At 72.4% G+C, this 20,037-nt stretch carries 16 protein-coding genes and 1 pseudogene; 7 read left to right on the top strand and 10 right to left on the bottom strand.

All coding sequences use genetic code 11. From position 1 onward, the window contains the following. Positions 1-52: 52 nt before the first annotated feature. The 4 genes from BMZ30_RS04580 to BMZ30_RS04565 all read left to right on the top strand — a co-directional run bounded on the left by BMZ30_RS04580 (position 53) and on the right by BMZ30_RS04565 (position 3,362). Positions 53-814, top strand: a complete 762-nt coding sequence (locus tag BMZ30_RS04580; protein ID WP_093375430.1) for an amino acid ABC transporter ATP-binding protein — start codon at positions 53-55, stop codon at positions 812-814. A 104-nt stretch (positions 815-918) separates the two neighbouring features. Beyond that, positions 919-1,737 (top strand): glutamate ABC transporter substrate-binding protein, encoded by an 819-nt coding sequence (locus tag BMZ30_RS04575; protein WP_093375428.1) that lies wholly within the window; start codon positions 919-921, stop codon positions 1,735-1,737. Positions 1,738-1,800: 63 nt separating this feature from the next. Next, complete coding sequence (locus BMZ30_RS04570; protein ID WP_308430755.1) at positions 1,801-2,511, top strand: amino acid ABC transporter permease; 711 nt, start codon at positions 1,801-1,803, stop codon at positions 2,509-2,511. Beyond that, positions 2,508-3,362: an amino acid ABC transporter permease gene (locus BMZ30_RS04565; protein WP_093375426.1), complete on the top strand. Its 855-nt coding sequence runs from the start codon at positions 2,508-2,510 to the stop codon at positions 3,360-3,362. The genes BMZ30_RS04570 and BMZ30_RS04565 overlap by 4 nt, the downstream gene beginning before the upstream one ends. A 7-nt stretch (positions 3,363-3,369) precedes the next feature. Here the strand turns inward: BMZ30_RS04565 and rny are convergent, their stop codons facing one another. From rny to BMZ30_RS04545, 5 genes and pseudogenes are all read right to left on the bottom strand, one after another. Next, the gene (gene rny / locus BMZ30_RS04560; RefSeq protein WP_093375424.1) at positions 3,370-4,839 is read right to left on the bottom strand and encodes a ribonuclease Y; all 1,470 of its coding nucleotides are present in this window, start codon (positions 4,837-4,839) and stop codon (positions 3,370-3,372) included. A 2-nt stretch (positions 4,840-4,841) separates the two neighbouring features. Then, entirely contained in the window at positions 4,842-5,216 is a 375-nt protein-coding gene (locus tag BMZ30_RS04555) for a regulatory protein RecX (RefSeq protein ID WP_219810178.1), read from the bottom strand. Then, positions 5,217-5,309, bottom strand: a pseudogene (locus BMZ30_RS14005) (hypothetical protein); the annotation flags it as partial. Between the two features lie 164 nt (positions 5,310-5,473). Further along, on the bottom strand, positions 5,474-6,544 hold the full coding sequence (gene recA, locus BMZ30_RS04550) for a recombinase RecA (RefSeq protein ID WP_093375420.1): 1,071 nt from the start codon (positions 6,542-6,544) through the stop codon (positions 5,474-5,476). Between the two features lie 213 nt (positions 6,545-6,757). Further along, positions 6,758-6,991 carry a DUF3046 domain-containing protein gene (locus BMZ30_RS04545; protein ID WP_093375418.1) on the bottom strand — a complete coding sequence of 78 codons (234 nt, stop codon included), beginning with the start codon at positions 6,989-6,991 and terminating at the stop codon, positions 6,758-6,760. A gap of 50 nt (positions 6,992-7,041) precedes the next feature. Here BMZ30_RS04545 and BMZ30_RS04540 point away from each other — a divergent pair, with 50 nt between their 5' ends. Together BMZ30_RS04540 and BMZ30_RS04535 are read left to right on the top strand one after the other, a co-directional pair. After that, on the top strand, positions 7,042-11,814 hold the full coding sequence (locus BMZ30_RS04540) for an ATP-dependent helicase (RefSeq protein WP_268248130.1): 4,773 nt from the start codon (positions 7,042-7,044) through the stop codon (positions 11,812-11,814). Then, on the top strand, positions 11,807-12,574 hold the full coding sequence (locus BMZ30_RS04535; RefSeq protein ID WP_093375414.1) for a DNA-formamidopyrimidine glycosylase family protein: 768 nt from the start codon (positions 11,807-11,809) through the stop codon (positions 12,572-12,574). The genes BMZ30_RS04540 and BMZ30_RS04535 overlap by 8 nt, the downstream gene beginning before the upstream one ends. Before the next feature lie 15 nt (positions 12,575-12,589). On the opposite strand, the gene BMZ30_RS04530 is transcribed toward BMZ30_RS04535, so the two are convergent. The 3 genes from BMZ30_RS04530 to pgsA all read right to left on the bottom strand — a co-directional run bounded on the left by BMZ30_RS04530 (position 12,590) and on the right by pgsA (position 14,179). After that, positions 12,590-12,913 (bottom strand): helix-turn-helix domain-containing protein, encoded by a 324-nt coding sequence (locus BMZ30_RS04530; RefSeq protein ID WP_093375412.1) that lies wholly within the window; start codon positions 12,911-12,913, stop codon positions 12,590-12,592. A 128-nt stretch (positions 12,914-13,041) separates the two neighbouring features. Beyond that, positions 13,042-13,536: a CinA family protein gene (locus tag BMZ30_RS04525; RefSeq protein ID WP_177191271.1), complete on the bottom strand. Its 495-nt coding sequence runs from the start codon at positions 13,534-13,536 to the stop codon at positions 13,042-13,044. 7 nt (positions 13,537-13,543) lie between these two features. Next, positions 13,544-14,179 carry a CDP-diacylglycerol--glycerol-3-phosphate 3-phosphatidyltransferase gene (pgsA, locus tag BMZ30_RS04520; RefSeq protein WP_093375410.1) on the bottom strand — a complete coding sequence of 212 codons (636 nt, stop codon included), beginning with the start codon at positions 14,177-14,179 and terminating at the stop codon, positions 13,544-13,546. Positions 14,180-14,269: 90 nt separating this feature from the next. Here pgsA and BMZ30_RS04515 point away from each other — a divergent pair, with 90 nt between their 5' ends. Continuing rightward, complete coding sequence (locus BMZ30_RS04515) at positions 14,270-15,568, top strand: CapA family protein (protein WP_093375408.1); 1,299 nt, start codon at positions 14,270-14,272, stop codon at positions 15,566-15,568. Between the two features lie 49 nt (positions 15,569-15,617). On the opposite strand, the gene BMZ30_RS04510 is transcribed toward BMZ30_RS04515, so the two are convergent. Continuing rightward, positions 15,618-18,293 carry an FtsK/SpoIIIE family DNA translocase gene (locus BMZ30_RS04510; protein WP_093375406.1) on the bottom strand — a complete coding sequence of 892 codons (2,676 nt, stop codon included), beginning with the start codon at positions 18,291-18,293 and terminating at the stop codon, positions 15,618-15,620. Between the two features lie 55 nt (positions 18,294-18,348). Further along, entirely contained in the window at positions 18,349-20,034 is a 1,686-nt protein-coding gene (locus BMZ30_RS04505; protein WP_093375404.1) for a ribonuclease J, read from the bottom strand. Positions 20,035-20,037: the final 3 nt, after the last annotated feature.

Genomic DNA, 20,037 nt, shown 5'->3' with positions numbered 1-20,037 from the left:
ACCGTTACGCGATGAGGTAGCGCCCTGGGCCTTGAGTCCCTACTTTCAGAGGATGACAGATGCAGGCACTGCCGCTGCCCACCCGCTCGTCGAGCTCGTCGGCGTGAACAAGCACTTCGGCGACCTCCACGTGCTCCAGGACATCAACCTCTCGGTGGCGACCGGCGAGGTCGTCGTCGTGATCGGTCCCTCGGGGTCGGGCAAGTCCACCCTGTGCCGCGCGATCAACCGGCTGGAGACGATCGACTCCGGCACCATCCGGGTGGACGGGCAGGAGCTGCCCGCGGAGGGCAAGGCGCTCGCCAAGCTGCGTGCCGACGTCGGCATGGTCTTCCAGTCGTTCAACCTGTTCGCGCACAAGACTGTGCTCGAGAACGTCACGCTCGGCCCCATCAAGGCCCGCGGCGTCAAGCCCGACGCCGCGAAGAAGGAGGCGATGGAGCTCCTCGAACGGGTCGGGGTCGCCAACCAGGCGCACAAGCTCCCCGCTGCACTCTCGGGCGGACAGCAGCAGCGCGTCGCGATCGCGCGATCGCTCGCCATGCACCCCAAGGTGATGCTCTTCGACGAGCCCACGTCGGCCCTCGACCCGGAGATGATCAACGAGGTCCTCGACGTGATGGTCGCCCTCGCCCGGGAGGGGATGACGATGATCGTCGTCACCCACGAGATGGGCTTCGCGCGCAAGGCCGCGAAGCGCGTCGTGTTCATGGCGGACGGCCGCGTGGTCGAGGAGGCGGAGCCGGAGACGTTCTTCACGCACCCGACCTCGGACCGCGCGCGGGACTTCCTGTCCAAGATCCTCACCCACTAGAGACCTCCCGCCGCCCGCAGCCCGCCTCTGGCAACCGGCGGGGCGCCGGGCGGCAGGACGCACCACCCTCGGCACGATACGACGCACGACGACGGGAGAACACCATGCGCCGCAGCACACTCACCGCGATCGCCCTTGCCTCGGTGGCCGCCGTAGGCCTCACCGCCTGCAGCTCGGAAGAAGGAGGCGACGACGAGAAGGTCACCATCGGCATCAAGTTCGACCAGCCCGGTCTGGGCCTGAAGTCCGGCGACTCCTACTCGGGTTTCGACGTCGACGTGGCGCGCTACGTGGCAGCCGAGCTTGGCTACGAGGAGGACCAGATCGAGTTCAAGGAGAGCCCGTCACCCCAGCGCGAGACCCTCCTGCAGAGCGGTCAGGTCGACATGATCTTCGCGACCTACTCGATCACCGACTCCCGCAAGGAGACGGTCGCCTTCGCGGGCCCGTACTTCGTCGCCGGCCAGGACCTGCTCGTGGCGGAGGACAACACCGACATCACCGGCCCCGAGGCCCTGGACGGCAAGAAGCTCTGCTCGGTGCAGGGCTCCACGTCGGCCCAGCGCGTCAAGGACGAGTACTCCGCCGGCGTGCAGCTCCAGGAGTTCGACACCTACTCCAAGTGCATCGAGCAGCTCGCCGCCGGGACGATCGACGCGGTCACGACCGACGACATCATCCTGGCGGGCTTCGCCGCCCAGGAGGCGAACGCCGGCAAGCTCAAGGTCGTCGGCAACCCGTTCTCCGAGGAGAACTACGGCGTCGGCCTCCCCCAGGACAACGAGATCTGCGAGGACGTCAACGCCGCGATCAGCAAGATGATCGAGTCCGGCGAGTGGGAGACCGCCCTGGCCCGCAACGCCGGGGAGACGTACACGCCGAACGCCGACCTGAACCCGCCGACGCCGGCTGCCTGCGCCTGACCGTCGGACGGGGTCGCGCCCGCGACAGCGCGGCCCCGTCCGTCCCTCCGATCCACCTAGGCGGTGATCACCCTGAGCGGAGCCCTCCCCCAGGTCACGTCGTTGTTCTCCGAGTACGACATCTTCGGCGCATTCCAGATGACCTTGGTGCTCGCGGGCGCGACGCTCGTCGGGTCGCTGCTGATCGGCACCGTGCTCGCGATCATGCGTGTCTCCCCGATCGCCTCGCTGCAGGCCGGCGGCGCGATCTACGTCAACGTGGTGCGCAACACGCCGCTCACGCTGATCGTGGTGGCGTGCAGCCTCGGGCTCTACACCCAGCTGGGCGTTGTGCTCGCAGACCGCGACTCCGGGACGTTCATCGTCGACAACAACGTGCGGCTCGCGGTCCTCGGGCTCTCGCTGTACCACGCGTCGTTCGTGTGCGAGGCGCTCCGGTCCGGCGTGAACACCGTGCCGCTGGGGCAGGCCGAGGCCGCCCGGTCGATCGGTCTGACGTTCCGCCAGAGCCTGTCGATCGTGATCCTCCCGCAGGCGTTCCGCGGCGCCATCGCGCCCCTCGGCAACGTGGTGATCGCCCTGACCAAGAACACCACGGTCGCCGCGACCATCGGCGTGGCCGAGGCCTCGTACGTCATGAAGGAGATGATCGAGAATCGTCCGGACGTGCTCTTCGGGATCTTCGCGATCTTCGCGCTCGGCTTCATCCTCATCGTCTTGCCCGTCGGGCTGGTCGTCACCTGGGCTTCGCGCCGGCTGGCGGTGACCCGATGAGCGCCTCTCCCCTGTTCGACGCGCCGGGGCCACGCACCCGACGGAACTTCGCCGTGGCGAACGTGTTCGCGGTGCTCCTGCTCCTCGCCGGGCTCGGGGTCGTCCTCCTCCAGCTCGACGCCAACGGCCAGCTCACCGCGGCCAAGTGGACGCCTTTCCTCGAAGCATCGACCTGGCAGGACTACCTGTGGCCGGGCCTGAAGGGAACGCTGGTCGCCGCCGCCTACTCCGTGGTGCTCGCTGGCGTCTTCGGGCTGGTCTTCGGCCTCGGCAGGCTCTCGCAGCACCGGGCGGTCCGCGCCGTGAGCACCGTGGTCGTCGAGTTCTTCCGTGCCGTCCCTGTGCTCCTGATGATGGTGTTCGTCTACCAGCTGTTGATCGTCTACCGGCTGGTGCCGCCCGACCAGTTCGCACTGACGGCCGTGGTCGTCGCGCTGACCCTGTACAACGGCTCGGTCGTGGCGGAGCTCGTGCGCTCGGGGGTGACCTCGCTCCCCAAGGGGCAGGGCGAGGCAGGGCTCTCCGTCGGTCTGACCTATGGCCAGACGCTGCGCTCGGTGCAGCTGCCGCAGGGCATCGTGGCGATGGCGCCGGCGCTGGTCAGCCAGCTCGTCGTGGTCGTGAAGGACTCGGCTCTCGGGTATCTGATCGGGTATGTCGAGCTGCTCCGCCAGGCCGAGTACCTGTCGACGAACTTCTCCAACTACATCCCCGCGGTCATCGTGATCGCGGTGATCTTCATCGTGGTCAACATGGTGCTGTCGACGGTGGCGCAGCTCTTGGCACGACTGCTGCGCTCGCGCACGACGGGCCCGGTCCGGGTGGAGGCCGAGGGCGCCAACCAGATGTGAGTCCGCGTCAGCCCGCGGTGGCGCTCGCGCGCAGCTCGCGGATCACCGTGACGTGGACCTCGCCAGGGACGGGGAGCTCGCTCGTGATGCGGTCAGCGATCGCCTGGGCGAGGCGCGGGACGTCGGCGTCGGACACGGCCGCGGGCTCGACGACGACGCGCACCTCGCGCCCTGAACCCATCGCGAGCACCTTGGCGACTCCGGCGTGCTCAGCGACGAGCCGCTCGATCGACTCCATCCGTTCGACGAACTGGTCGACGTCGTTGCGGCGTGCACCCGGGCGCGCGGCCGAGATGGCGTCGGCCGCCTGGACGACGACCGCCTCGACGGTGTCCGAGGCGACCTCACCGTGGTGCGCAGCGATGGCGTTGACGACCGCTGCGGACTCGCCGCACCGCGCCGCGAGCCGGGCGCCGAGCGTCGCGTGGCTGCCCTCGACGGTCGCAGGGACGGACTTGCCGATGTCGTGGAGCAGCGCAGCGCGGCGTGCCAGCGCCTCGTCTGCGCCGAGCTCAGCGGCGATGGCTCCCGCGATGTGTGCCGACTCGACCAGGTGGGCCTGGACGTCCTGCCCGTAGGAGGAGCGCAGGCGCAGCCTGCCGAGCGCCTCGATCAGGTCCGGGTGCAGCGCAGGGACTCCTGCGGCCTCCGCGGCGGCGTGGCCGCTGCTCGTCGCGCGGTCGGCGGCGCCGGCGGCGGCCTGGCGCAGCGCTGCCTCTATCCGCTCGGGGTTGATGCGACCGTCGGCCATGAGCTCGACGAGGGCGACCTCGGCGATCTCACGCCGTTCAGCGTCGAAGCAGGAGAGCAGGACGTGGTCGGGGCTGTCGTCCACGATCAGGGTCACGCCCGACGTGGCCTCGAACGTCCGGATGTTGCGGCCCTCCTTACCGATGATCGGTCCCTTGAGGTCGGGGCTGGGCAGGGGGACGATCGTGATGCTGGTCTGCGTGCTGGTGGGGACAGCGAGGCGGCTGACGGCGGCGGCGACGACCGCGCGGGCGCGCTCGTCGGCTGTCCTGCGAGCGGCGGCCTCGAGCCTGCGGACCCGGGCGTCGGCGCGACGCTCGGCGTCGCTCGTCATGCGCAGCACGAGCGCGTCACGCGCTTCGTCGGCCGTGAGCGCGCTCAGCCGCTCGAGCTCCTGGACGACGGCCTCCTGCTGGGCCGCGCGGACGGCGACGGTCTCCGCCTCGGATGAGGCGAGGCGCCGCGCCTGGGCGTCGAGCCGTTCGGCGACCTGGGCCAGACGCTCGCGTTCCGCCGCCAGCTCGGTCTCGAGGTCCGACGCTCGCTGCGCCCGGCGGGCGGCGTCGCGGCTGAGCTCGCGTGCTTCCTCCCGGATGCTGGCGACGTCGTCGCGGGCCTGGCGCCGGACAGCCTCCGCCTCACGCCGGGCGACCAGCACGAGGATGAGTGCCACGAGGCAAGCACCGAGCAGGACCAGCAGCAGGATGCTGGTGTCGATCCCGTCCATGCTCAGCTCCTGAAGTCGTCCTCGTCTCGCGCGGCGGCATCCGCGGCGAGGGCCTCGCGGACGACACGTGTCGCCACCTCGGCCGAGTAGCCCTTGCGGGCGAGCGCACCGACGAGACGTCGGGAGCGCGTCACAGGGTCGAGCGACGATGCGCGTCTGATCCTACTCGCGACGAACGCGCGCGCCGTCTCCTCCTGGAGGTCGTCGTCGATCCGCTCGAGGGCGGCGCGCGCATCGTCATCGGCGATGCCCTTGCGGCGCAGCTCGACGGCGAGCGCCCGCCGGGACAGGTGGCGCTCGGCGACACGGGTGCGCACGAGCGTTCGTGCCAGCTCGGCGTCGTCGATCAGACCGACCTCCGTGAACCGGTCGAGCAAGCGCTCGGCAAGCTCAGGGTCGACGTTCCTGCGGGCGAGGCCTTGGCTGAGCTGGTGCCGTGTCCGGGCCGCGGCTCCCAGGGAGCGCAGCAGGTACTCGCGGGCACGCTCTTCCTGCAGTTGCGGGTCCTCCGCCAGAACGTTCTCCGCCTGCGGGTCCTCGTCGGGTCGCGCGTCGTCCGCGCCGTCGCCGGACGGGTGGTCGGCACCGCGCGCGCCGAAGGTCTTCCCTCGGCGCGCGCGGGCCTGCCCCGGACTCAGAAGTCGACCTTCTTGCCGCCCTTGCTGACGGCGGGCGCAGCGGCCACCGGCGCGGCGCCACCCTCAGGCTTCGGGCCGATGCCGAGCTTCTCCTTGATCCGACGCTCGATGTCGTTGGCGAGGTCCGGGTTGTCTCGGAGGAACCCGCGCGCGTTCTCCTTGCCCTGGCCGAGCTGGTCGCCGTCGCAGGTGAACCACGATCCGGACTTGCGGACGATGCCCTGCTCCACACCCATGTCGATCAGGCCGCCCTCGCGGGAGATGCCGACGCCGTACAGGATGTCGAACTCCGCCTGCTTGAACGGCGGCGCCATCTTGTTCTTGACGACCTTGACGCGGGTGCGGTTGCCGACCGCGTCCGTGCCCTCCTTCAGGGTCTCGATGCGCCGGATGTCCATGCGCACGGAGGCGTAGAACTTGAGCGCCTTGCCACCGGTGGTGGTCTCGGGCGACCCGAAGAAGACGCCGATCTTCTCGCGCAGCTGGTTGATGAAAATCGCCGTGGTGTTCGACGAGCTCAGCGCACCGGTGATCTTGCGGAGGGCCTGCGACATGAGGCGGGCCTGCAGCCCGACGTGGCTGTCGCCCATCTCGCCCTCGATCTCAGCCTTGGGCACGAGCGCCGCCACCGAGTCGATCACGACGATGTCGATGGCCCCGGAGCGGATCAGCATGTCCATGATCTCGAGCGCCTGCTCACCGGTGTCGGGCTGAGAGACCAGCAGCGCGTCGGTGTCGACGCCGAGCTTCTTGGCGTACTCGGGGTCGAGTGCGTGCTCCGCGTCGATGAACGCGGCGATGCCGCCGGCGCGCTGGGCCGACGCCACGGCGTGCAGCGCGACGGTCGTCTTTCCGCTCGACTCTGGGCCGTAGATCTCGACGACGCGGCCACGCGGCAGACCGCCGATGCCGAGGGCGATGTCCAGGGCGATCGACCCGGTGGGGATGACCTCGACGGGCGCGCGGGTCTCGTCCCCGAGGCGCATGACCGATCCCTTGCCAAACTGGCGGTCGATCTGACCCAGAGCCGCCTCGAGGGCCTTCTCACGATCCATTGCTGCTGCCATGTCAGTATCTCCACGCTCTCTCGGCGGCGCCGAGGCCGCTGCTGATCTGCTGTCTGTGTGCCCTGCCGAGGCTAACGAGAACCACCGACACGGTCCCGGACGGGTCCCGACCCTGTGGACGGCGAGCACGGAGCACCGCTGTGCAGCCGGGGCGCCGTACGCACGAGCATACCGAACAAGTGTTCGACTCGCGCGTGCCCGGCCCGCGTGTCGTCAGCGCGCGGGAGGTGCCTGCCGGTGCGGGTCGCGCCCCCACCGCCGCTGGTCGGGAACCTGCATGGCGTCGCACAGGGCATGCCACACGAGGCGCGGCTCGAGGCCGTCGTCGATGGCCTGCGCCGCCGTCCGGCCACCGAGGGCGTCGAGTACCTGGTCCGAGGCCAGGGAGCGGCCGTAGGCGCGGCCGAAGACGTCGTCGACCAGGTCCCAGAACTCGCGGTAGCGCATGCCTCCCAGCCTGCCACGCGGATGTCGGTGCCAGCATCCACAATGGGGGCGTGACCAGGCCCGCCGAGAACACCACGGATGCCAGCGACGCCATGGCGGAGTTCTACGCCCCCACCAGCGCGTGGTTCCGGGGCGCCTTCGCCGGGCCGACGAGCGCGCAGGCCGGCGCCTGGACCGCGATCCGCGCCGGAGACCATGCACTGGTCGTGGCTCCGACCGGATCGGGCAAGACGCTAGCCGCGTTCCTCTGGGCGATCGACCGTCTCGTGCGGCCCCGGGGCGCCGCCCCCGCCGACGCCGGGCCGGCCACGGGCGACCGGATCCTGTACGTCTCCCCGCTCAAGGCGCTGGCCGCCGACGTCGAGCGCAACCTCAGCAGCCCGCTGACCGGGATCCGGCACGCGGCCGCCCGTCTGGGGCACGAGGTCCGCGACGTGCGGATCGGGGTGCGCACCGGGGACACGTCACCGGCGGAGCGCCGAGCGCTGACGACGCGCCCGCCCGACATCCTCATCACCACCCCGGAGTCCCTCTACCTGATGCTGACGTCCGGGGCTCGCGAGGGGCTGCGCGAGATCGGCACCGTCATCGTGGACGAGATCCACGCAGTCGCCGGCACAAAGCGCGGTGCTCACCTCGCCGTCAGCCTCGAACGGCTCGACGAGCTGCTCCCCGCGCCCGCGCAGCGGGTCGGGCTGTCGGCGACGGTCAACCCGACGAGCACGGTCGCGGAGCTGCTGGCTGGCCACCGCGACGCCGAGGACGGCGGACGCCGGGTCCGGGTCGTCCAGCCGCACGTGACCAAGCAGATCGACGTCGACGTCGTGCTGCCCGTCCCGGACCTCACCGACCTCGCGGGCGCGGTGGCGGGCCCCGCGGCGGAGCCCGACCTCTCGGGCGCGGCGGCTGGGCCGCTGCGACGCCCGTCGATCTGGCCGCACGTGGAGGAGCGCGTCGTCGACCTCGTCGCCGAGCACCGCTCCACAATCGTGTTCACCAACTCACGCCGGTCGGCCGAGCGGCTGACCGCGCGGCTCAACGAGGTCTGGACCGAGCGCACCGCACCAGGTCCCGACCCTGCGCTGCCGGACCACGGCACCCTGCGCCCGGCGGAGGTGATGGCGCAGTCCGGGGCCGCGGTCGGGGCCGAGGCCGTGTTCGCCCGCGCCCACCACGGGTCGATGTCCCGCGCCGAGCGCACGTTCACGGAGTCCGAGCTCAAGAGCGGACGGCTGCCGGCGGTCGTGGCCACCAGCTCGCTCGAGCTCGGGATCGACATGGGTGCGGTCGACCTCGTCGTCCAGATCGGATCCCCGCCGTCGGTGGCGAGCGGCCTGCAGCGCATCGGCCGCGCGGGGCACCAGGTCGGCGCCGTGAGCCGTGGCGTCGTCTTCCCCACCAACCGCGGCGACCTGGTCCCCGCCGCCGTCGCGGCCGAGCGCATGGCGGCCGGGCAGATCGAACGGCTCGCCCTGGTGCGCAACCCGCTCGACGTCCTCGCCCAGCACGTGGTCGCGATGGTCGCGGTCGACGACTGGGCGGTCGCGGACCTCGCACAGGTCCTGCGCCGCGCCGCGCCGTTCGCGAGCCTGGGCGACGGGGCGCTGCGCGCCGTGCTCGACATGCTCTCGGGCCGCTACCCGAGCGAGCAGTTCGGCGAGCTGCGCGCCCGGATCACGTGGGACCGGACGACGGACGTCGTCACGGCTCGCCCGGGCTCGATGCGCCTGGCCGTCACCTCCGGCGGCACGATCCCCGACCGCGGTCTCTACGGCGTCTTCCTCGCTTCCGGCGTCCCCGGCTCGGACGCCGCAGACGAGCCGTCGCGCCCGCGCGGCGGCAAGCGCGTGGGCGAGCTCGACGAGGAGATGGTCTACGAGTCGCGGGTCGGCGACACCTTCACGCTCGGGTCGAGCACGTGGCGGATCGAGGACATCACCCCCGACCGCGTCCTCGTCTCGCCCGCCGCCGGCGTCCCCGGTCGCCTGCCCTTCTGGAAGGGTGACGCCGCCGGCCGGCCCGCGGAGCTCGGGCAGGCGATCGGTGCCTGGACCCGCGAGCTCCGCCGCACCGAGGCCCCGCTCGAGCGCCTCGCCGCCGCGGGGCTCGACGCCTGGGCCGCGCAGAACCTGCTCGCGTACCTGACCGAGCAGGAGGCCGCGACGGGCGCGGTGCCCGACGACCAGACCGTCGTCGTCGAACGGTTCCGCGACGAGATCGGCGACTGGCGGATCGTGATCCACTCCCCCTACGGCGCCCGCGTGCACGCGCCCTGGGCGCTGGTCCTCGGCGCGCGGCTGCGCGAGCGCTACGGCACGGACGTGGCCGCGATGCACGCCGACGACGGCATCGTCCTGCGACTGCCCGACGTGCTCCTCGACGACAGCCCGGACGGTCAGGGGCAGCGGTGGGCCGACGGCAACCGCGGCCCAGACCTCGACCTCGACGACCTCCTGATCGACCCGGATCAGGTCAGCCGCGCCGTCCGGGAGCAGCTGGGCAGCTCGGTCATGTTCGCGAGCCGGTTCCGCGAGGCTGCCGCCCGCGCGCTCCTTCTGCCGCGCCGGTCCCCGGACAAGCGCCAGCCCCTCTGGCAGCAACGCCAGCGCAGCGCGCAGCTGCTCGAGGTCGCCTCGGGCTACGACCAGTTCCCGATCGTGCTCGAGGCCGTGCGCGAGTGCCTCCAGGACGACTTCGACGTAGCCGCGCTCGGCGCCCTCATGCGCCGGATCGCCGACGGCGCCGTCGAGGTCGTGCATGCCGCGCCGACCACCCCGTCCCCCTTCGCGCAGTCCCTGCTGTTCAGCTACACCGCCCAGTTCCTCTACGACGGCGACGCGCCGCTGGCTGAACGGCGAGCGGCCGCGCTGACCCTGGACCCGACGCTCCTCGACGAGCTCCTCGGGCGTACCGGCGAGGCCCAGATCGCCGACCTCCTCGACCCCGCTGCGGTGACCGCGGTCGCCGACGAGCTCGCGGGACGCACCGAGGGCCGACTGCTGCGGCACGCCGAGGACCTCGTCGACCTGCTGCGCCGGGTCGGCCCCCTGCCGCTGACCGAGATCGTCGCGCGGACGCGCCCCGAGGCTCACGACGACGTACCGGGATGGATCGAGAGCCTCACGGACCAGCGCCGGCTGGTCGCCGTCCGTCTCCCCGGACGGGACGGGCCCGACGGCGCGCAGTGGGTCGCGGTCGAGGACGCCGGCCGGGTGCGGGACGCCCTCGGAGTCGCGCTCCCCCCCGGCCTGCCCGCAGCGCTCACGGAGCCCGTCGCCGACCCGCTCGGCGACCTGCTGAGCCGGCACGCCCGGACCCACGTCCCCTTCGCAGCCGCGGACGCCGCCGCCCGGTTCGGGGTGCCGGTCGCTGTCGCCCACGAGGTCCTGGAACGCCTCGCCCGGAGCGGACGGCTCCTCGCGGGGCGTCTCCTTCCCGAGTCGCTCGGGGGCGGCGGCAACGAGTACTGCGATCCCGAGGTCATGCGACAGCTGCGGCGCCGGTCGCTCGCAGCGCTGCGACGCGAGGTCGAACCGGTGCCCCAGGAAGCGCTCGGCGTCTTCCTGCCCCGGTGGCAGCGACTGGGCGACCTGCGCGGCACCGCGGGCCTGCTGCGCGCCGTCGAGCAGCTCGCAGGCCTGCCGCTGCCGCTCTCCGACCTGGAGACCCGGATCCTGCCGGCCCGCGTCCGCGACTACTCCCCCGCGCTCCTCGACGACCTCACGACCACCGGCCAGGTGCTCTGGGCCGGGCACGCCGCGCTCCCGGGCTCGCGCGGCGCCGGCGACGGCCTCGTGAGCCTCCACCTCGCCGAGACCGCCGACCTCACCCTCCTCCCGCCGCGTGACGTCGTCGATGCCGGACCGCTGCACGTCGCGGTAGCCGACGCCCTCGCGCGCGGCGGCGCCTTCTTCGTCAGCCAGATCGCCGCGACCGTCCGCGCGGAGCTCGGGCGTGACGAGTCCGCCGAGCCGGCCGTCGTCGTCTCGGAGGCCGCCGTCCGCGGGGTGCTGTGGGACCTGGCCTGGGTCGGAGCGGTCACCAACGACTCGTTCGCCCCGCTCCGTGCCCGGCTGCACCCCGGGCGTCGGAGCGCTCCCCGCACCGCGACGCGGCCCGGGCGCCGAGGCTTCGGCCTGCGTGCCCTGGCGCCGCGCGCGGACGCGACGGACGGTCGCTGGGCAGCCCTGCGCCCCGCAGCCGTCGAGCCGACCGAGCGGCTGCACGCCCTGGCGACCGTGCTCCTCGACCGCCACGGCGTGCTTACACGGGCCGTCGCGCCGGCCGAGGGCGTCACCCGCGAGTACCCGGGCGTGTACCGGGTGCTCGCCGCCCTCGAGCAGAGCGGCGACGTTCGGCGTGGGTACTTCGTCGAGCACCTCGGTGGCTCCCAGTTCGCGATCCCCGGGGCCGTCGACGCCCTGCGCGACGACGCGCGCAGCGGGTCCCGCGACGCGCTGCTGCTCGCCGCCACCGACCCGGCGAACCCGTACGGCGCCGCGCTCGCCTGGCCCGACCCGACGGGCGGGCACCGTGCCGGGCGCAAGGCCGGCGCCGTCGTCGTGCTCGTCGGGGGCGTGCTGACGTGGTACCTGGAGCGTGGCGGCCGGACCGTCCTGACGTTCACCACCGACACAGACACGCTCGCCGCCGGAGCGGACGCGATCGCGTCCGCCGCACGGGCCGGGACCCTGGGCCGGATGACCGTCCAGCGCGTGGACGGGGTCGAAGTCACCACCGGGGCGGGTGTGGCCGCCGAGGCCCTGCTCGCCGCAGGGTTCGGTCGCACGCCCAGGGGTCTGCGGGTGGTGGAGCGTGCCTGAGGGCGACGTCGTGGCGCTCACCGCCCAGCGCCTCGACGCGGCGCTGGCTGGCCGGCCGCTCGTCCGGGCCGAGCTGCGCTGGCCGGGCACCGGGGGCGCCCACCTCGTCGGGGCCACCCCCGAGGACGTGCTTGCGTACGGCAAGCACCTGCTCATGCGCCTGGACTCAGGCTGGACCCTGCGGACGCACCTGCGCATGGACGGGTCGTGGTACGTCGCGCGGACGGGCACCCACGAGGCGGCCGGCAAGGGCGCGTTCGTCCGCGCTGTCCTCGCCAACGAGCAGTGGACGGCGACGGGCCACCGGCTCGGCATGCTGGACCTCGTGCGGACCCGCGACGAGCACGTCATCCTCGGTCACCTGGGGCCGGACATCCTCGCCGCCGACTGGGACCCGGAACAGATCGTCGACCGGCTCGTCGGGACGGGTGCACCGCTCGCCGAAGCGCTGCTCGACCAGCGGGCCGTCGCTGGGATCGGCACGCTCTACGTGGCCGAGGGCCTCTTCGCCACACGGACGAACCCGTGGCTGCCCGTGGCACAACTACCCCGCACTGCGCTCCTCCGCCTTGTCACGGTGATCCGCGGGCAGATGCTCCAGGCGGTCACCGGAGGGCTGGGGGCCCGCGTCGTGCACATGCACAACCGCGCGGGCCAGCGGTGCCCTCGCTGCCGGTCGGTGATCGTCCGGGAGCTCGCGCGTCAGCCGCCCGAGCAGCGCCCGATCTTCTGGTGCCCGACCTGCCAGCGTGCCGGCTGAGCCGGCACGCTGGGTTCAGCCGATCGGCTGCAGCTCGCGGCGACGCAGCCCGTGCCGCACCGGCGTCGCGAGGTCGTCGGGGACCGTGTCGGGGATCAGCAGACCCTCAGCGACAGCGATACGGTCGCTCACCTCGCGCAGGATCGACGACATCGGCATGGCGAGGGCGTCGCAGATCGAGCCCAGGAGCTCGGACGATGCTTCCTTCTGACCGCGCTCGACCTCGCTGAGGTAACCCAGGGACACTCGTGCCGCAGACGACACCTCACGGAGGGTTCGCCCCTGTCGCTGACGCGCGTCGCGCAGCACATCTCCGATCTCTCGGCGTAGAACCACCATGGCGACCCCCTTTCCTCTTCTGAGTGCGGAACCATACGGTACCGCGCCTGGCGCCGTCAGGCGGGTCGAGCCCACCGGCAGCCACACCCGTCCCAACGCACGCCTGGGGACGATTGTTCCCGGAGTCGTCAGCGCGTCTGGTCGAGGAGCTCCAGGGCCGCGGCGATGACCGCCGAGCCCGCAGCGACGCGCACGGCGGCGCGACCGCCCTCGCAGCGGTGCTCGTGCACGACGTGCCGACCGTCCGCCAGGACCGCGGCGACCACGACGGTCCCTGCGGCGACGCCGTCCTGGGGGCCGGGGCCCGCAACCCCGGTCGTGGCGAGCCCGAGCGACGCGCCCAGCACCCGAGCGGCACCCGTCGCCATCTGCCGCGCGACCTCCGCGTGCACGGGACCCACCTCCGCCAGCAGGTCACCGTCCACTCCGAGGACGGACCGCTTGACGTCGGTCGCGTACGCCACGACGCCCCCGCGGAGCGTGCGCGACGCCCCCGGCACCGCCACCAGCGAGTCACAGACCAGGCCGCCGGTGAGCGACTCAGCCACACCGATGGTCAGACCGCGCGCGTGCGCCGCGACCAGGAGCGCCTCGGGGGCCGAGCCGTCCGCGGTGCCGGGCACGCGCGCGTCAGGCTTCCGTGCGGGCGCTGCGCCGCAGCCGTACCGCCTGGACGACGTAGTCGACGCCGGTCACCAGGGTGACCGCGACGGCCGCGGCCATGGCCGCGTAGGCCAGCCACGTGATCGGCTCCGGCAGCAGCCACAGCGGCGTCAGCATGAGTCCGAGGGCCACCGACTGCATCAGCGTCTTCAGCTTGCCGCCGCGCGAGGCCGGGAGCACCACGTACCGCAGCAGGAAGAAGCGCATGGCGGTGATGCCCAGCTCGCGCACGAGCACGACGACGGTCACCCACCACCACAGCTCGCCGACGAGCGACAGGCCCACGAGCGCCGTGCCGATCAAGAGCTTGTCCGCGATCGGGTCCAACAGCTTGCCGAGGTCGGTGATCAGGCCGTACCGACGTGCGAGGTAGCCGTCGACCTTGTCGGTGCCCGCCGCGAGCACGAACACGCCGACGGCGACCCAGCGCCACCGTGCGTCCGTCCCGTCCTCGACGAGCAACGCCCACGCGAAGAACGGCACGAGCGCGATCCGCGCCATCGTCACCAGGTTCGCGCTGTTCCAGGGGCTCGGCGGCGGTGCGACGGGCAGGCTGGGCACGTCGCCCTCGAGGGGCTCGGGGGCCGGGTCCGATGTGGTCACGGATCCACAATAGGGGTCGGCCGACGACGAGGCGCCGGGGACGGGCGGCGCGGCGCGGGCGCCCTCCTCCGGCCGGTACTGTGACGAGCTGTGAAGCACAGTCGCTCGACCGCGCCGGCGCGCCGACCCGCCCGGACCCTGCTCGCCGCGGGAATCGTCGTCGCGGGGGCCGCGACGGCCGGGACCGCGGCCTGGCTCGCTGCGGACGACGAGGTGCCTCCGGGGTCCGCCACGGCGTCGACGCCCAGCCCGGCCGCCACGAGCCCAGAGCCCGCCCCGCCGACGGAGCCCGAGCCGGAGCCCGAGCCGGAGCCCGAGCCGGCAGTCTTCACGATCCTCGCCGGCGGCGACGTGCTGCCGCACGAGTGGGTGCACATCTCCGCGCGCACGGCAGACGGGTACGACTTCTCACCGCTGCTCGCCGGCATCGACGACTGGGTGGCCTCGGCCGACCTCGCCCTGTGCCACCTCGAGGTGCCCTTCACGCCGGCCGGGCAGAAGGTCAGCGGCTACCCGATGTTCGGCGCCAGCCCGCTGCTGGCAGACGACCTGGTGGACCAGGGCTGGGACGGGTGCTCGACGGCCTCGAACCACTCGGTCGACCGTGCCTACGCCGGGGTGGAGACCACCCTGGACCGGCTCGACGCCGTCGGGCTGGGGCACGTGGGTACGGCCCGGAGCGCCGACGAGGCCGACGCCCCCCAGCTCTACGACGTCACGGTCGACGGCCAGGTCACGCGGGTCGCGCACCTTGCCGCGACCTACGGCGTCAACGGCCTGCCCATGCCGGCGCAGCAGCCGTGGGCCGTGCAGCTGATCGACGTCGACCAGCTCGTCGACCAGGCCCGCGCCGCCCGCGCCGACGGTGCCGACCTCGTGATCGTCTCGGTGCATGCGGGCAACGAGTACCAGGCTGTCCCCACCGACCAGCAGGTGGAGGTCGCCGAGTCGCTGGCGGGCTCCGGCCTGGTCGACCTCATGATCGGGCACCACGCGCACGTCCCCCAGCCGATGGCTCTCCTGCCCGGCGGACCTGACGGCGCAGGCATGTGGACCGCGTACGGCCTGGGCAACATGATCTCCAACCAGGACACCGAGTGCTGCGTCCCACAGACCGACTCGGGCCTGCTCCTCACCGCGACGGTCGAGCACGCCGCTGGCGAGGCAGCCCGCGTGACCGAGGCCGAGTGGACCGCGATCACCGTGGACCGCAAGGCGGGGCACGTCATGCACGTGCTGTCCGAGATCCCCGACGGCGCCGGTACGCTGAGCGCGAGGGACGTGGCCGACCGCTACGACCGGGTGCGCGACGTCGTCGACGGCAGCGCGCCGGAGCGCACGGCGCCACCCGAGCCGACGGCGACCGTCGAGGTCCTCCCCCGCGGCTGACGCGGACCGCGCACGCCTACCGCACGGCCGGCACGCCGCCGGCGCGGCCTCAGCGTCCCGTCTCGCCCCAGGCGTCGTCCTCGCTCGGCGCGTCGTCGTCGAAGTACTCCTGCGCCACGGGCGGTTCATGCGACGGGACGGCCTCGGGCTCGGCCGGCGCACCGCGAAGCATCGCGAGCGTGCCCGGCAGGTCGTCGGGCTGCACGAGCACCTCGCGCGCCTTCGAACCCTCGGACGGGCCGACGATCTCGCGCGACTCCAGCAGGTCCATCAGGCGGCCCGCCTTGGCGAAGCCCACCCGGAGCTTGCGCTGCAGCATGGAGGTCGAGCCGAACTGCGTCGTCACGACGAGCTCGGCGGCCTGGAGCAGCAGGTCGAGGTCGTCGCCGATGTCCTCGTCCACCTGCTTCTTCGCGGCCGTGACGGCGACGTCCTCGCGGTAGACGGGCTTGAGCTGCGTCTTGACGTGCTGGACGACGGCGTGGATCTCGCTCTCCGTCACCCACGCGCCCTGCACACGCATGGGCTTGGCCTCGCCCATCGGCATGAACAGCGCGTCGCCCTGGCCAATGAGCTTCTCCGCCCCCGGCTGGTCGAGCACGACGCGCGAGTCCGTCAGGGACGACGTCGCGAAGGCGAGCCGGGAGGGCACGTTCGCCTTGATGAGCCCGGTGACCACGTCCACGCTCGGACGCTGGGTCGCGAGCACCAGGTGGATGCCGGCGGCGCGCGCCAGCTGCGTGATGCGCTGGATCGAGGCCTCGACGTCGCGCGGCGCGACCATCATCAGGTCCGCGAGCTCGTCGACGACGACGAGCAGGTACGGGTACGGCGCGATCTTGCGCTCGGAACCCGGCAGGGGCTTGACCTTGCCGGACCGCACGGCCGCGTTGAAGTCGTCGATGTGCTTGTAGCCGAACGCCGAGAGGTCGTCGTAGCGCGCGTCCATCTCGCGCACCACCCACTCGAGGGCCTCGGCGGCCTTCTTGGGGTTCGTGATGATCGGGGTGATCAGGTGCGGGATGCCGTCGTAGATCGTCAGCTCGACGCGCTTGGGGTCCACGAGCACCATGCGCACCTGGTCGGGCGTCGAACGCATGAGCAGCGACACGATCATGGAGTTCACGAAGCTCGACTTGCCCGCCCCGGTCGCCCCGGCCACGAGGATGTGCGGCATCTTCGCGAGGTTCGCCACGACGTAGCCGCCCTCGACGTCCTTGCCGATCCCGATGACCATCGGGTGCTCGGTGCGCCGAGCGACCGAGGAGCGCAGCACGTCGCCCAGCGCGACAGTCTCGCGGTCCGCGTTCGGGATCTCGATGCCGATCGCGGACTTGCCCGGGATCGGCGACAGGATCCGCACGTCCGCGCTCGCCACCGCATAGGCGATGTTCTTGCTCAGAGCCGTCACCCGCTCGACCTTGGTGCCCTGCCCGAGCTCGACCTCGTAGCGCGTGACCGTCGGTCCGCGGGAGAAGCCGGTCACCGACGCGTTGATGCCGAACTGCTCGAACACGTTGGTGAGGGACTCCACGACACGGTCGTTCGCTGCGGAGCGGACCTTGTGCGGCGGTCCCTTGACCAGGCTCTCCTCGTGCGGCAGCAGGTAGACGATGTCGCCCGAGAGCATCGGCTGCTCGCCCGCCGGGACACGCTCCGTCGGGGGCGCTGCGCGTTCCGTCGGCGGGGCCGGGACCGGAGCCAGCGCCTCGGTCGGAGCCGTCGGGGCGGTCGCCGCGGCCTCCGCACCCAGGACCTGCGTCGCGTCGGCCGCGGCCTCGCGCTCGGCGAGGTCGGCCTCGCGCAGCGCGGCGGCCTCGAAGGCCTCGTCGCCGGCGTACGGCTGCGGCAGGACGTCCGTCGGCGCGACCTCCGCTGCGCGGGGGTTGCGGCCGAAGCGACGGCGGCGCACGGGCGCCGCCTCGACCTCGTCCGGCGCGTCGTGGCGCGAGACGCCCTCGGCGAGCTGCAGGGTCTCGTCCGTGTCCGCTGCCGTCCTGCCGTAGGTGAGCCGGTCGACCACGCCACGCAGCCGCGGCACGACCTGACCGAGCGGGGTGGCGGTCAGGACGAGGATCCCGAAGAAGCCGAGGAGGAGCAGCACGGGGACCGCGACCCACGCCGTGAGCCCGGCCACGAGCGGGGTGCCGACGAGGTAGCCGATCACGCCGCCGGCGGCGCGCACGCCCTCGAAGCCGTCCCGGGGCGCGGGCAGGTCCTCGGCGATCGCGACCAGACCGCAGACCGCGATCGTGATCGCACCGAGGCCGATGCCCATGCGGCTCGTGACCTGCGACTCCTGCGGATGGCGCATGAACCGCACGGACAGCCACAGCAGCACGAGCGGGAGAGCGACGGCGACGACGCCGAAGGTCCCGGCCGCGATCGCGTGCACGACGTCCATGGCTGCGCCCTCGAGGCCCCACCACTCCCGGCCCGCGACGATGATCGCGAGCCCGAGCAGCGTGAGCGCGACGCCGTCACGGCGCAGCGCCGGGTCCAGGTCTCGGGCACCGCGTCCTACCCGACGCGTGGCGCCGCCCACCCCGTGGGCGAACCCGAGCCACGTGCCGCGCACCATGCGCACCAGCAGCGGCGGACGCTCGGGCGCGCTCGCAGCCGCCCCGCGTGGCTTGCCAGAACGCGCCGCGCTCGCGCCCCGTCCGCTCTGCGCGGCGGGACGCTTCTTGGTAGCCGTCCGGGAGGTGGACCCACGTGTTGCCATAATGCTCGAACGCTACCGCGCCGGGGCGGCGATCCGAGGCACCCGGCGACGTGTGTCAGGCCTCGACGACGACCGGGATGATCATCGGCTTGCGGCGCAGCCGGCCGGACACCCAGCGTCCGACGACCCGTCGCATCACCTGCTGGAGCTGATGGGTGTCCGCGCTCCCCGCCGCCGCAGCCTCCTCGAGGGCGCTCGTGAGCTGCGGGATGATCTCGTCGAACACCGCGTCGTCCTCAGCGAACCCGCGCGCGTGGATCTCCGGCCCGGCGAGCACCTTGCCCGTGGCTGAGTCGACGACCGCGAACAGCGAGATGAACCCCTCCTCGCCCAGGATGCGTCGGTCCTTGAGCTCCACGTCCGTGAGCTCGCCCACGCTCGAGCCGTCCACGTAGACGTAACCGCACGGCACCGCCCCCACGATGCTCGCCTCGCCGTCGACCAGGTCGATGACGACGCCGTCCTCGGCGAGCACGACGCGCTTCGGGTCGACCCCGGCGGCTACCGCAAGGGCCCCGTTCGCGACGAGGTGGCGCACCTCGCCGTGCACGGGCATCACGTTGCGCGGGCGCAGGATGTTGTAGCAATAGAGCAGCTCGCCGGCCGAGGCGTGCCCCGACACGTGAACCTTGGCGTTGCCACCGTGCACGACCTTCGCACCCAGCCGCGTCAGCCCGTTGATGACCCGGTAGACCGAGTTCTCGTTCCCCGGGATCAGGGAAGAGGCGAGGATCACGGTGTCCCCCGGACCGACCGACACGCGGTGGTCGCGGTTCGCGATCCGGCTGAGCGCTGCCATGGGCTCACCCTGGGAACCCGTGCACATCAGGACGAGCTCGTTCTCGCGCAGCGCGTCGATCTTCTTGATGTCGACGAGCAGCCCGTCGGGCACCCTGAGGTACCCCAGCTCGGCGGCGATGCCCATGTTGCGGACCATCGAGCGCCCGACGAAGGCGACGCGCCGGCCGTGGGCGTGCGCGGCGTCGAGCACCTGCTGCACGCGGTGCACGTGGGAGGCGAAGGACGCGACCACGATGGTCTTCTGCGCCTGCTCGAACACCCGGTCGAGCACCGGACCGATCTCGCGCTCGGGCGTGACGAACCCCGGCACCTCCGCGTTGGTGGAGTCGACCATGAACAGGTCTACCCCCTTCTCACCCAGCCGCGCGAACGCGCGCAGGTCGGTGATCCTCCCGTCCAGCGGGAGCTGGTCCATCTTGAAGTCACCCGTGTGCAGGATGGTGCCGGAGGTGGTCGTCACGGCGACGGCGAGCGCGTCGGGGATCGAGTGGTTCACGGCGACGAACTCGACCTCGAACTTCCCCAGCTGCTCGCGCTGGCCCTCCTTGACCGCGTACGTCACCGGCGTGATGCGGTGCTCCTTGAGCTTGGCCTCGACGAACGCCAGCGTCAGCTGGGACCCCAGCACGGGGATGTCCTGCCGGAGCCGCAGCAGGTACGGCACTCCCCCGATGTGATCCTCGTGCCCGTGCGTCAGGATGATCGCCTCGACGTCGTCCATGCGGTCGGCGATGTAGTCGAAGTCGGGCAGGATCAGGTCCACGCCGGGCTGGTGGTCCTCGGGGAACAGCACCCCGCAGTCGATGATCAGGAGCCGGCCCTGGTGCTCGAGCACGGCCATGTTGCGGCCGATCTCGCCCAGGCCGCCGAGGGCGACCACCCGGGTGCCGCGGTCCACGAGGGCGGGCGGCAGCGGGAGCTCGGGGTGCGGGTGGCTCATGGG

Source organism: Flavimobilis marinus, assembly GCF_900113055.1.
GTDB classification, from domain to species: Bacteria; Actinomycetota; Actinomycetes; order Actinomycetales; family Cellulomonadaceae; genus Flavimobilis; species Flavimobilis marinus.
Note: the sequence above shows the minus strand (reverse complement) of the source record. Positions and strands in the feature narration are given on the sequence as shown.